We start from the raw sequence: 12,429 nt of genomic DNA, 5'->3' as shown, positions 1-12,429 counted from the left end.
CCCAAACCGCGTGAGGACGCCGACGTGCTCAAGGCGTCGAGCGTCCCGCTCTACGTGCACGCGCCGTACCTGATCAACGTGGCGTCGGCGAACAACCGGGTCCGGATCCCGTCCCGCAAGATTCTGCAGGACACCTGCGATGCCGCCGCCGAGATCGACGCGACGGCGGTCATCGTGCACGGCGGTCACGCCGACGACAACGATATGGAGGCCGGGTTCGAGCGCTGGGTCAAGGCGCTGGCCGCGCTCAACACCGACGTGCCCGTCTACCTGGAGAACACCGCGGGTGGCGACCATGCGATGGCCCGCCACTTCGACACCATCGCCCGATTGTGGGATCACATCGGCGACAAGGGGATCGGCTTCTGCCTCGACACCTGCCACGCCTGGGCGGCCGGTGAGGCGCTGATCGACGCGGTCGAACGGATCAAGGGAATCACCGGGCGCATCGACCTGGTGCACTGCAACGATTCCCGGGACGCCGCGGGGTCGGGCGCGGACCGGCACGCCAATTTCGGCGCGGGCCAGATCGATCCGAAACTGCTGGCCGCCGTGGTCAACGCGGCCGACGCGCCGGTGATCTGCGAAACCGCGGAGGAGGGGCGCAAGGACGATATCGCGTTCCTGCGCGAACACACCGGCGCCTGATCCCCGGCCGGGCGACCGCGACAGCGCCACACCGAACGCCCGCCGAACGGCGGGTAACGCGAAGGTGAACTAGTCTCGGTGTCGTGTCCACGATTGACGACCAGCCGTCAATCGTCCTGCCAGATGTCCAGGCCGACGGCCTCCGTGAACCCAGCGAACCCGACGAACCCGGCGACCGGCCCGACCGACGAGCCCGCCGGATCCGGATCGTCCGCTACGCGGCGATCGCGATCTGGGCGGCGGTCGTCGGATACCGCACGGCCACCGACGGTTTCGCCTTCAACCGCGAACTGCTGCTGCTCTACATCAGCACCGGCCTGGTGGCCGCCAGCATCGGACAGGGCCGACGCGTGCTCTACGTCGTCCGGGACTGGCTGCCGTTCGCCCTGGTGCTGGTCGCCTACGACCTGAGCCGGGGCGCCGCGACGCTGATCGGGCGGCCCACGCTCTGGCAGTGGCAGGCCGACGTGGATCGTTGGCTGTTCTTCGGCACGATGCCCACGGTGTGGCTGCAGGAGCGGCTCAAGCTGCCGCATCCACCCTGGTGGGAGGTTGTGATCAGCACGGTCTACATGTCGTTCTTCATCCTGCCGTATGTGGTGGCCGGCGTGCTGTGGCTGCGGGATCGCGAGGAGTGGAAGCGGTTCGTCCGGTTGTTCGTCGGCCTGTCGTTCGCCGCGCTGGCGATCTATGCGGTGGTGCCCGCCGCGCCGCCGTGGGCCGCCGCCCGCTGCACCGCAGGCGATGTCGACGGCGGGCCGTCCGGGCCGGGCTGCATGTTCCGTTCGGCGCGCGGAGTGTCCGACGGCGGCCTGCTCGGCGCGATGCAGAGCAGCCGGGACGGGGCGAACGACTGGATCGAGCGGATCGTCGGGCGGGGCTGGGGCAAGCTCAACCTGCATTCGGCCACGGCCCTGATCGATCAGGGGCAGGCGAGTGTGAACCTGGTCGCGGCGATCCCGTCCCTGCACGCCGGGCTCACCGCGGCGGTGGCGGCGTTCCTGTGGCGCCGGGTGGGCCGCGGGTGGCGCCCGCTGCTGGTGGCCTATCCGCTCATCATGGCGTTCACGCTGGTGTACACCGCCGAGCATTACGTCGTCGACATCCTGCTCGGCTGGGCGCTGGCCGCGGTGGTGGTGTTCGGGTTCGACCGTTTCGAGGCGCGTCGGGGACGCCGCGGCGACCCGCCCGGGTAGTTCAGCACGCCCGCCTTATTACAGTCATTGTGCGGTTGTCGTAAATCTGTAACACTGGGGTCATGGTCGATACCCATATCGTCACCAACCAGGTCCCCGTGCTGGAGGACTACAACCCCGCCTCCTCGCCGGTGCTGGCCGAGGCCATCGTCCGCGAGGGCGGTGAATGGGGGCTGGACGAGATCGCCGAATTGGGGGCGATCAACGGCAGCCGCCAGGCCCAGCGCTGGGGTGAGCTCGCCGACCGCAATCAGCCCGTGCTGCACACCCACGACCGCAACGGCTACCGGGTCGACGAGGTCGAGTACGACCCGGCATATCACGAGCTGATGTCGGTGGCCGTCGGGCACGGTCTGCACGCCGCGCCGTGGGCCGACGACCGGGCCGGCTCCCATGTCGTGCGGGCCGCGAAAAACTCGGTGTGGACCGTCGAACCCGGCCATGTCTGCCCGATCTCGATGACGTATGCGGTGGTGCCCGCGTTGCGCTGCAATCCCGAACTGGCCGAGGTGTACGAACCGCTGCTCACCAGCCGGGTGTACGACCCCGAGCTCAGGGTGCCCGCCACGAAACCCGGTATCACCGCGGGCATGTCGATGACCGAGAAGCAGGGCGGCTCCGATGTCCGCGCCGGCACCACGCAGGCCACCCCGAACGGCGACGGTAGCTACTCGCTGCGCGGCCACAAATGGTTCACCTCGGCGCCGATGAGCGATATCTTCCTGGTGCTGGCCCAATCCCCCAACGGGTTGAGCTGCTTCTTCCTGCCCCGGGTGCTGCCCGACGGAACCCGGAACCGGATGTTTCTGCAGCGGCTCAAGGATAAGCTCGGCAACCACGCCAACGCGTCAAGCGAGGTCGAGTACGACGGCGCGACCGCGTGGCTGGTCGGCGAGGAGGGCCGCGGAGTGCCGACCATCATCGAGATGGTCAACCTGACTCGGCTGGACTGCACGCTGGGCTCGGCCACCAGTATGCGCAACGGCCTGAGCCGGGCCGTGCATCACGCCCAGCACCGAAAAGCGTTCGGCGCCTATCTGATCGACCAGCCGCTGATGCGCAACGTGCTGGCCGATCTCGCGGTCGAGGCCGAGGCCGCCACCATGCTGGCGATGCGGATGGCCGGTGCCACCGACCGTGCGGTGCGCGGCGACGAGCGGGAAACCCTGTTGCGCCGGATCGGTTTGGCGGCGGCCAAGTACTGGGTGTGTAAACGTGCCACCCCGCACGCCGCCGAGGCGATGGAATGCCTTGGCGGCAACGGCTACGTCGAGGAGTCGGGTATGCCTCGGCTCTACCGTGAGGCACCGCTGATGGGCATCTGGGAAGGGTCGGGCAACGTCAGCGCCCTGGACACGTTGCGGGCCATGGCGACCCGCCCCGAATGCGTCGAGGTGCTCTTCGACGAGCTGTCCGGGACCACGGGCCACGACCCGCGCCTGGACGCCCACGTGACCGCGCTGCGGGCCGACCTGCAGGACGTCCAGAGCATCCAGTACCGGGGCCGCAAGGTGGCCGAGGACATCGCGCTGGCGCTGCAGGGTTCGCTGCTGGTGCGGCACGGCCACCCGGCGGTCGCCGAGGCGTTCCTGGCCAGTCGGCTCGGCGGGCAGTGGGGCGGGGCGTTCGGAACCCTGCCCACCGGGCTGGACCTCGCGCCGATCATCGAGCGCGCCCTGGTGAAGGGATGATTTCCCCGGCCGAGCGAGTTCGGCATTGTGGGCAGTTATATGTCTGCTCGCGAGGAAGCTCGCGAGGATGGGGGGAGCGTGCGTGACCGTCGATACGCTGACCACGATGACCTATGAGGTCACCGACCGGGTCGCCCGGATCACCTTCAACCGCCCGGACAAGGGCAATTCGATCGTCTCCGACACCCCGATGGAACTGCAGACACTGGTCGAGCGTGCCGATCTCGACCCCAACGTCCACGTCATCCTGGTATCCGGCCGGGGCGAGGGGTTCTGCGCCGGCTTCGATCTGAGCGCCTACGCCGACGGCACCGCTTCGGCAGGCGGGGCAGACCACGGCGGCACCGTGCTCGACGGGAAAACTCAGGCCGTCAACCATCTTCCGGACCGGCCGTGGGATCCGATGATCGACTACCAGATGATGAGCCGATTCGTCCGGGGCTTCGCCAGCCTGATGCACGCCGACAAACCGACCGTGGTCAAGATCCACGGGTACTGCGTCGCCGGTGGCACCGATATCGCCCTGCACGCCGACCAGGTGATCGCCGCCGCCGACGCCAAGATCGGCTACCCGCCGATGCGGGTGTGGGGTGTCCCGGCCGCCGGTCTGTGGGCGCACCGGTTGGGCGATCAACGGGCCAAACGTCTTCTGTTCACCGGGGATTGCATCACCGGAGCACAGGCCGCCGAATGGGGCCTGGCCGTCGAGGCGCCCGAGCCCGACGATCTCGACGAGCGCACCGAACGCCTCGTCGCGCGTATCGCCGCCATGCCGGTCAACCAGCTCATCATGGCGAAACTGGCCTGCAATTCGGCGCTGCTCAACCAGGGTGTGGCGACCAGCCGGATGGTCAGCACGGTATTCGACGGCATCGCTCGCCACACCCCGGAGGGGCACGCCTTCGTGGCCGACGCGGTTGAACACGGATTCCGGGAGGCGGTACGGCACCGCGACGAGCCGATGGGCGATCACGGACGTAAGACCTCCGGGGTCTGATGGCCGCCCTCACCCGGCTGACCGCCCGTTCGGTGGTGCTCAGCGTGCTGCTCGGCGCCCACCCGGCCTGGGCCAGTGCCGCCGAACTGATCAGGCTCACAGCTGATTTCGATATCAAGGAATCGACGCTGAGGGTGGCGCTGACCCGGATGGTCGGGGCAGGCGATCTGGTGCGGTCCGAGGACGGCTACCGGCTCTCGGACCGCCTGCTGGCCAGGCAGCGACGTCAGGACGATGCGATCGATCCGAAGCTGCGGGCCGACCGCGGCGATTGGCTGACCCTCGTCATCACCAGCGTCGGCACCGATGCACGCACCCGGGCCTCGCTGCGAAACACCCTGCAGCAGTGCCGTTTCGCCGAGCTCCGGGAGGGGGTGTGGATGCGGCCGGACAATCTGGCGCAGACCCTGCCCCCCGAGATCACCGACCGGGTGCGGGTGCTGCGGGCCCGCGACGCCGATCCGGCCGACCTGGCGGCCCGGTTGTGGGACCTGCCGGCCTGGCGGGACACGGCCGGTCGGTTGCTCGACGACATGGCGTCCGCGGCCGACGTGCCGGGGCGGTTCGCGGCCGCGGCCCGGATCGTGCGGCATCTGCTGACCGATCCGGTGCTGCCCGATGACCTGCTGCCGGCGAACTGGCCGGGGGCCGCACTGCGTGCGGCCTACAACGACTTCGCCGCCGAACTGACCGGGCGGCGTGACCAGGTGATGGAGGCGACATGACCGAGCCCGTCCGGACCGAACGCCATGGCGCGGTGACCACCGTGATCATCGACCGGCCGCAGGCCCGCAACGCGGTCGACGGTCCCACGGCGGCGGCGCTGCTGGCCGCGTTCGAACGCTTCGACGCCGACGACACCGCCTCGGTCGCCGTACTCACCGGCGCCGGCGGGACCTTCTGCGCGGGCGCTGACCTCAAAGCGATGGGCACACCGCAGATGAACCGGCTGGACCCCGCAGGGCCGGGTCCGATGGGGCCGAGCCGGATGGTGTTGTCCAAGCCGGTGATCGCCGCGATCGGCGGATATGCGGTGGCCGGCGGACTGGAGCTGGCGCTGTGGTGTGACCTGCGAGTGGTCGAGGAGGACGCCGTGCTCGGCGTGTTCTGCCGGCGTTGGGGGGTTCCGCTGATCGACGGCGGAACGGTGCGGCTGCCCCGGCTGATCGGGCAGAGCCGCGCGATGGACCTGATCCTGACCGGACGCGCGGTCGACGCTGCGGAGGCGCACGCGATCGGGCTGGCCAACCGGGTGGTGCCCAACGGCCAGGCCCGCCACCACGCCGAGGAACTGGCCGCCGAACTGGCCCGGCTGCCGCAGCAGTGCCTGCGGGCCGACCGGCTCTCGGCGCTGCACCAGTGGGGTGAAACCGAGCAGGCGGCAATGGATTTCGAATACACCAGCATCGAGCGGGTGGCCGAAGAGGCCGCTCACGGGGCCGGGCGGTTCGCGGCGGGGGCGGGCCGCCACGGCGCCCGGTGCGACTAGCCTTTGCTCACCGCGTTCCCGCTGCCGGTGTTGGTGACCTTGGGGTCGCCGCCGGCGTAGGTGATGGTGTTGTTGAGCCCGACGATGGTGAGGTCCCTGTCGATCTTCTCGAAGTTGACCTTGTTGTCGGAGCCGCCGATGTTGACGCTGCCACAGGTGCCCTTGACGGTCAGGGTGTTGTTGGTGCCGCCGATCGTGAGGGATTTCCCTTCGGCGCAGTCGATGTCGGCGGTGGTGCCGACCGACATGTAGTTGATGGTGTTGCCGACCTCGACGTTGACTCCCGAGGTTCCGGCGGTCGCCGAGGGGCCGGGTGTGTCCTGGCCGTCCGAACCGCAGCCCGCCAAACCGAACACGGCTCCGGACAACGCGAGCGCCGCCGCGGTGGCGCAGAGGATTCTGGTCATGCGGATGTACTCCCTTGTTCGCTCAGGCGGGTACCCGGTCCAGCCGGTTCGTCATACCCAGTTCACGGCCCCGGTCGACCAGTATCGGCGCACCGTTCTTGTAGAACACCGTCTGGTCGTAGCCGTACACCGTGATGTCGTTGACCACGTTGTCGGCGACGATGATGTTCGACGACCCCTGCACAGTGACCGCCCAGCAGGTCCCCAGTGCGTTGATCTGGTTGCCCGAGCCGTTGACGAACAGGGTGGAACCGTTGCAGTCCAGGGTCTGCTCGATGCCCTGGCCGGTGATGTGGGTGTCGCCGTTCTTCGCGGCCGCGCCGGGTGCGCCCACGGTCAGCATGACGGGCGCCGCGATGAGCCCGGCCGCCAGAATCCGGCCAGTAATGGTCCACTGCACGGTGATCCCCTTCCGATCCGCTGCAACGAAGAGTACGCACCCGCCGCCGCGCCGCGGCGGGTGTTGGGTCAGTTGGGCCCCGGTCTGGCCGATGAGTCGCGGGAGTTGCCGGTGCTCGGTAGCGTGTTGTGCGATGTATCGGCGCGTATTGGAGGCTGCTGTCGTCGCGGTGGCTGCCGCGGCGACCGTCGCGGCGTGCTCGCAGACCGTGACGGGGACGGCGCAGCGGGCCCAGACCGATACCGCCGACCCGGATCGCAACTACGGCTACGTCGACGACCGGTGCGGGCTGTTGGTCGACAGTACGGTCCAGGAGATCCTCGACGCCGACAATATCGTTCGCCCCTACAGCGGCGCGGTGTGCCAGTACGTGCTGTCCCGTAAGGCGGCGCCGGACTCCGCGATGCCGCCGGTGATGCTCGACGTCATCTTCTCCTGGTTCGAGGCGGGCACCCTGCAGCGCGAACGCGCCGTGGCCCAGCAACGCGACGCGCAGATCACCGACATCGTCGTCGAGCGCCATCAGGCCTTCGTGGCGCGCCGCGACGTCACCGGGGCCGCGTGCGCGGCCACCGCCGGAGCCGGATCGGGTGTGCTGAGCTGGTGGGTGCAGTTCCGCGGCCAGCGCGGTGGCGATCCGTGCCAGGACGCCAAGAAGCTGTTGTCGAGAACCCTGCAGTCGGAACTCTGAGGATGCCCGCCCTGGCTTTCTCGGTGAAGTGTGCCGTCGGCATCGCCGCCGGTGCGGCGCTGCTGTCCGGCTGCGGCCCGTCCGGCAACCACGACGGGCCGGGGCCGCCCGCGCCGTCCGGGACGGGATTTCGCAGCGTCGACTGCAACGGGATCACCGACGCCGACATCAACAATGCGGTCGGCTCGTCGATGTTCACCAGGGCCGCGGTCAGCGACTCGGGGTGTTTCTGGCAGGAGAACACCGTGCTGGGCACGTTCGGTGCCGGTATGGGCATCTCGACCTGGTGGTACCGGGGCAGCGATATGGACACCGAACGTGCGCTGGAGAAAGGGGCCGGGCGCACGCTGACCGAACTGTCCATCGACGGCAATCAGGGGTTCAAGGCGGCCGACGCCAACGTCTGCAGTATCTATGTGGCCAAGGGCGGCGACGTGATCACCTGGTCGATCCAGACCCTGAATCCGGCTGCGCTGCCGGATCTGTGCACCGTCACCGAGCAACTCGCCCAACTGAGCCAGGACCGGGTGAACTGATCGGGCGAGGGGCTAGAGTTTCACGGCGACCCGCAGCGCGGTCGGACCGAATCCGCGAACCCGAAGGTAGTGCGCCCATGTCAGCTCGGCCGGACCCGCAGGCGGCCGGCGGCCGGGCGCGCCCGGCCAGGACGGCCCGGCTGAGCCGCGACACGATCGTCAATGCCGCGCTGACGTTCCTGGACCGTGACGGCTGGGATGCGCTGACCATCAATGCGCTCGCCAGTCAGCTGGGCACCAAGGGCCCCTCGCTCTACAACCACGTGCACAGCCTCGACGATCTGCGGCGCACGGTCCGGATGCGGGTGATCGACGACATCCTCGAGATGCTCAACACCGTGGCGCAGGGCCGTACCCGCGACGACGCCGTCGTCGTCATGGCCAGCGCCTACCGCAGCTACGCCCACCACCATCCGGGCCGGTACTCGGCGTTCACCCGGATGCCGTTCGGCGGCGACGATCCCGAGTACTCGGCGGCCACCAGGGCCGCGGCCGGTCCGGTCATCGCGGTGCTGGCGTCCTATGGGCTGGAAGGGGAGGAGGCGTTCTATGCGGCGCTGGAATTCTGGTCCGCGCTGCACGGGTTCGTCCTGCTGGAGATGACCGGCGTGATGGACGATGTCGATACCGACGCGGTGTTCACCGATATGCTGCTGAGACTGGCCTCCGGAATGGAGAGGCGTTAGCCTGACGGTCTGACCTGCGATTAGTCCGCCGCGGACGAGTTTGGTTCGACGCGGTCGGCCCTGGTATTGTGGTGGATCGTGCCTGGCCGGAGGGCGCACGCGGCTGAGTCATTCGCAAGTGTGCCCGCACGCCGGGCCAATTCGCATGTCTAACACGCATCGGAATTCCGCCGGCGCGACCGCGTGCGACACGCCCGGATGCGGGGTACGCATACGGGGGATAGCTGCAGTACAGAGAACTTCAGAACGACGTAAGACCAACGAGCAACACAGAGAAAGCCGGTACATGCCAACCATCAACCAGCTGGTCCGCAAGGGTCGCCGCGACAAGATCGCCAAGGTGAAGACCGCGGCCCTCAAGGGCAGCCCACAGCGCCGCGGCGTGTGCACGCGGGTGTACACCACCACCCCGAAGAAGCCGAACTCGGCGCTTCGGAAAGTCGCGCGCGTCAAGCTGACCAGCCAGGTTGAGGTCACCGCCTACATCCCCGGTGAGGGTCACAACCTGCAGGAGCACTCGATGGTGCTGGTGCGTGGCGGTCGTGTGAAGGACCTGCCGGGTGTTCGGTACAAGATCATCCGCGGTTCGCTCGACACCCAGGGCGTCAAGAACCGTAAGCAAGCCCGCAGCCGCTACGGCGCCAAGAAGGAGAAGAGCTAATGCCGCGCAAGGGCCCCGCGCCGAAGCGCCCGCTGGTCAACGATCCGGTCTACGGGTCGCAGCTGGTGACGCAGCTCGTCAACAAAGTCCTGCTGGACGGGAAGAAATCGCTGGCCGAGCGCATTGTCTATGGTGCGCTCGAGCAGGCCCGCGACAAGACCGGCACCGATCCGGTCGTCACCCTCAAGCGCGCGATGGACAACGTCAAGCCCGCCCTTGAGGTGCGCAGCCGCCGCGTCGGTGGCGCGACCTACCAGGTTCCGGTCGAGGTTCGGCCCGAGCGCTCGGTGACGCTGGCCCTGCGTTGGCTGGTCAGCTTCTCCAAGGCCCGCCGCGAGAAGACCATGGTCGAGCGCCTCGCGAACGAGATTCTCGACGCCAGCAATGGCCTGGGTGCCGCCGTCAAGCGGCGCGAGGACACCCACAAGATGGCTGAGGCCAACCGCGCCTTCGCGCACTACCGCTGGTGATGTCCGCACCGGGCACCCAGCGTCGGGCGCCCGGGGCGCAATCGAACACCTAATCGAGCAAGCGAAAGAGTGGGAAGACTTCTGTGGCACAGAAGGACGTGCTGACCGACCTGAACAAGGTCCGCAACATCGGCATCATGGCGCACATCGACGCCGGCAAGACGACGACGACCGAGCGCATCCTCTACTACACCGGCGTCAACTACAAGATCGGCGAGACGCACGACGGTGCCTCCACGACCGACTGGATGGAGCAGGAGCAGGAGCGGGGGATCACCATCACCTCCGCAGCCGTCACCTGCTTCTGGAACGACAACCAGATCAACATCATCGACACCCCGGGGCACGTCGACTTCACCGTCGAGGTGGAGCGGTCCCTGCGCGTCCTGGACGGCGCGGTCGCGGTGTTCGACGGTAAGGAAGGTGTCGAGCCGCAGTCCGAGCAGGTGTGGCGGCAGGCCGACAAGTACGACGTGCCGCGCATCTGCTTCGTCAACAAGATGGACAAGCTCGGTGCGGACTTCTACTTCACCGTGCAGACCATCAAGGACCGCCTCGGCGCCAAGCCGCTGGTGATCCAGCTGCCGATCGGTGCCGAGAACGACTTCGAGGGCATCGTCGACCTGGTCGAGATGAACGCCAAGGTGTGGCGCGGCGAGACCAAGCTCGGCGAGAGCTACGAGACCGTGGAAATCCCCGCCGATCTGGCCGAGAAGGCCGAGCAGTACCGCAGCGAACTGCTCGACACGGTCGCCGAGACCGACGAGGCGCTGCTGGAGAAGTACCTCGGTGGCGAGGACCTCACGATCGACGAGATCAAGGGGGCCATCCGCAAGCTCACCGTCGCCAGCGAGCTGTACCCGGTGCTGTGTGGCAGCGCGTTCAAGAACAAGGGTGTGCAGCCCATGCTCGACGCGGTGATCGACTACCTGCCGTCGCCGCTGGACGTCGAGTCCGTGCGCGGCCACGTGCCGGGCAAGGAAGACGAGGAGATCTTCCGCAAGCCGTCCACCGAGGAGCCGTTCTCGGCGCTGGCGTTCAAGATCGCCGTGCACCCGTTCTTCGGCAAGCTGACCTACGTCCGGGTGTACTCGGGCAAGGTCGACTCCGGTGCCCAGGTCGTCAACGCCACCAAGGGCAAGAAGGAGCGGCTGGGCAAGCTGTTCCAGATGCACGCCAACAAGGAGAACCCGGTCGACACGGCGTCCGCCGGTCACATCTACGCGGTGATCGGCCTGAAGGACACCACCACCGGTGACACCTTGAGCGATGCGAACAACCAGGTCGTGCTCGAGTCGATGACCTTCCCCGCTCCGGTGATCGAAGTGGCCATCGAGCCCAAGACCAAGAGCGACCAGGAAAAACTGGGCACCGCCATCCAGAAGCTGGCCGAAGAGGATCCGACCTTCAAGGTGCACCTGGACCAGGAGACCGGCCAGACCGTCATCGGCGGCATGGGCGAGTTGCACCTGGACATCCTGGTGGACCGGATGCGCCGCGAGTTCAAGGTCGAGGCCAACGTCGGCAAGCCGCAGGTGGCTTACCGCGAGACCATCCGCCGCAAGGTGGAGAAGGTCGAGTTCACCCACAAGAAGCAGACGGGTGGCTCGGGTCAGTTCGCGAAGGTGCTCATCGATCTCGAGCCGTTCGTCGGCGAGGACGGTGCGACCTACGAGTTCGAGAACAAGGTCACCGGTGGCCGCATCCCGCGTGAGTACATCCCTTCGGTGGATGCCGGTGCGCAGGACGCCATGCAGTACGGCGTGTTGGCCGGCTACCCGCTGGTCAACCTGAAGATGACGCTGCTGGACGGCGCCTACCACGAGGTCGACTCCTCGGAAATGGCGTTCAAGGTGGCGGGTTCACAGGTGCTGAAGAAGGCCGCGCAGGCGGCCCAGCCGGTCATCCTCGAGCCCATCATGGCTGTCGAGGTCACGACACCCGAGGACTACATGGGTGAAGTGATCGGCGACCTGAACTCCCGCCGTGGTCAGATCCAGGCCATGGAGGAGCGCAGCGGTGCGCGCGTCGTCAAGGCGCAGGTGCCGCTGTCGGAGATGTTCGGCTACGTCGGCGACCTCCGGTCGAAGACCCAGGGCCGGGCGAACTACTCCATGGTGTTCGATTCGTACGCCGAGGTTCCGGCGAACGTCTCGAAGGAGATCATCGCGAAGGCGACGGGTCAGTAGGCTCGTCGCGGCAACTGTCGCGGCACACAACTGAAGAAAACATCACTGCTTACAAAGCACCAACAGTCCAGGAGGACAACACAGTGGCGAAGGCGAAGTTCGAGCGGACGAAGCCGCACGTCAACATCGGGACCATCGGTCACGTTGACCACGGCAAGACGACGCTGACTGCAGCAATCACCAAGGTTCTGCATGACAAGTTCCCCGAGTTGAACGAGTCGCGCGCATTCGACCAGATCGACAATGCGCCTGAGGAGCGTCAGCGCGGCATCACGATCAACATCTCCCACGTGGAGTACCAGACCGACAAGCGCCACTACGCGCACGTCGATGCCCCCGGTCACGCCGACTACATCAAGAACATGATC

15 protein-coding genes are annotated in these 12,429 nt (G+C 67.5%); 13 read left to right on the top strand and 2 right to left on the bottom strand.

Annotation, left to right across the window (positions count from 1 at the left end):
- From ACWDTP_RS32860 to ACWDTP_RS32835, 6 genes are all read left to right on the top strand, one after another.
- Window positions 1-648, top strand: a 648-nt coding sequence (locus ACWDTP_RS32860) for a deoxyribonuclease IV (protein ID WP_450027400.1), incomplete at its 5' end; no start/stop codon positions are given.
- A gap of 116 nt (window positions 649-764) precedes the next feature.
- On the top strand, window positions 765-1,844 hold the full coding sequence (locus ACWDTP_RS32855; RefSeq protein ID WP_450027402.1) for a phosphatase PAP2 family protein: 1,080 nt from the start codon (window positions 765-767) through the stop codon (window positions 1,842-1,844).
- Between the two features lie 62 nt (window positions 1,845-1,906).
- Window positions 1,907-3,535: an acyl-CoA dehydrogenase family protein gene (locus tag ACWDTP_RS32850; protein WP_450027399.1), complete on the top strand. Its 1,629-nt coding sequence runs from the start codon at window positions 1,907-1,909 to the stop codon at window positions 3,533-3,535.
- Window positions 3,536-3,602: 67 nt separating this feature from the next.
- On the top strand, window positions 3,603-4,532 hold the full coding sequence (locus ACWDTP_RS32845; RefSeq protein ID WP_450027398.1) for a crotonase/enoyl-CoA hydratase family protein: 930 nt from the start codon (window positions 3,603-3,605) through the stop codon (window positions 4,530-4,532).
- A complete protein-coding gene (locus ACWDTP_RS32840; RefSeq protein WP_450027397.1) occupies window positions 4,532-5,257 on the top strand; it encodes a PaaX family transcriptional regulator C-terminal domain-containing protein in 726 nt (241 codons plus the stop codon). Before ACWDTP_RS32845 ends, ACWDTP_RS32840 begins: the two co-directional genes overlap by 1 nt.
- Window positions 5,254-6,021 (top strand): crotonase/enoyl-CoA hydratase family protein, encoded by a 768-nt coding sequence (locus tag ACWDTP_RS32835; RefSeq protein ID WP_450027396.1) that lies wholly within the window; start codon window positions 5,254-5,256, stop codon window positions 6,019-6,021. The genes ACWDTP_RS32840 and ACWDTP_RS32835 overlap by 4 nt, the downstream gene beginning before the upstream one ends.
- On the opposite strand, the gene ACWDTP_RS32830 is transcribed toward ACWDTP_RS32835, so the two are convergent.
- The gene (locus ACWDTP_RS32830) at window positions 6,018-6,428 is read right to left on the bottom strand and encodes a DUF3060 domain-containing protein (RefSeq protein WP_450027395.1); all 411 of its coding nucleotides are present in this window, start codon (window positions 6,426-6,428) and stop codon (window positions 6,018-6,020) included. The genes ACWDTP_RS32835 and ACWDTP_RS32830 overlap by 4 nt on opposite strands.
- A 22-nt stretch (window positions 6,429-6,450) precedes the next feature.
- Window positions 6,451-6,771: a DUF3060 domain-containing protein gene (locus ACWDTP_RS32825; RefSeq protein WP_450027401.1), complete on the bottom strand. Its 321-nt coding sequence runs from the start codon at window positions 6,769-6,771 to the stop codon at window positions 6,451-6,453.
- Window positions 6,772-6,961: 190 nt separating this feature from the next.
- On the opposite strand from ACWDTP_RS32825, the gene ACWDTP_RS32820 reads away from it, so the two are divergent.
- The 7 genes from ACWDTP_RS32820 to ACWDTP_RS32790 all read left to right on the top strand — a co-directional run.
- Window positions 6,962-7,519: a DUF3558 domain-containing protein gene (locus ACWDTP_RS32820; RefSeq protein ID WP_450027394.1), complete on the top strand. Its 558-nt coding sequence runs from the start codon at window positions 6,962-6,964 to the stop codon at window positions 7,517-7,519.
- Window positions 7,520-7,521: 2 nt separating this feature from the next.
- Window positions 7,522-8,055 carry a DUF3558 domain-containing protein gene (locus ACWDTP_RS32815; RefSeq protein WP_450027393.1) on the top strand — a complete coding sequence of 178 codons (534 nt, stop codon included), beginning with the start codon at window positions 7,522-7,524 and terminating at the stop codon, window positions 8,053-8,055.
- 77 nt (window positions 8,056-8,132) lie between these two features.
- Window positions 8,133-8,741, top strand: coding sequence for a TetR/AcrR family transcriptional regulator (locus ACWDTP_RS32810; protein WP_450027392.1), 609 nt, complete (start codon window positions 8,133-8,135; stop codon window positions 8,739-8,741).
- A 286-nt stretch (window positions 8,742-9,027) separates the two neighbouring features.
- Window positions 9,028-9,402, top strand: a complete 375-nt coding sequence (rpsL, locus tag ACWDTP_RS32805; protein WP_011558401.1) for a 30S ribosomal protein S12 — start codon at window positions 9,028-9,030, stop codon at window positions 9,400-9,402.
- Complete coding sequence (rpsG, locus tag ACWDTP_RS32800; RefSeq protein ID WP_450027391.1) at window positions 9,402-9,872, top strand: 30S ribosomal protein S7; 471 nt, start codon at window positions 9,402-9,404, stop codon at window positions 9,870-9,872. Before rpsL ends, rpsG begins: the two co-directional genes overlap by 1 nt.
- Window positions 9,873-9,955: 83 nt before the next feature.
- The gene (gene fusA / locus ACWDTP_RS32795) at window positions 9,956-12,061 is read left to right on the top strand and encodes an elongation factor G (RefSeq protein WP_450027390.1); all 2,106 of its coding nucleotides are present in this window, start codon (window positions 9,956-9,958) and stop codon (window positions 12,059-12,061) included.
- Window positions 12,062-12,144: 83 nt separating this feature from the next.
- Window positions 12,145-12,429 (top strand): GTP-binding protein (locus ACWDTP_RS32790; RefSeq protein ID WP_450027389.1); only part of this gene is annotated, 285 nt, incomplete at its 3' end.

This window comes from Mycobacterium sp. NPDC003449, from assembly GCF_053588415.1.
The sequence above is the reverse complement of the archived record's forward strand: the minus strand, read 5'-3'. Positions and strand labels throughout refer to the sequence as shown.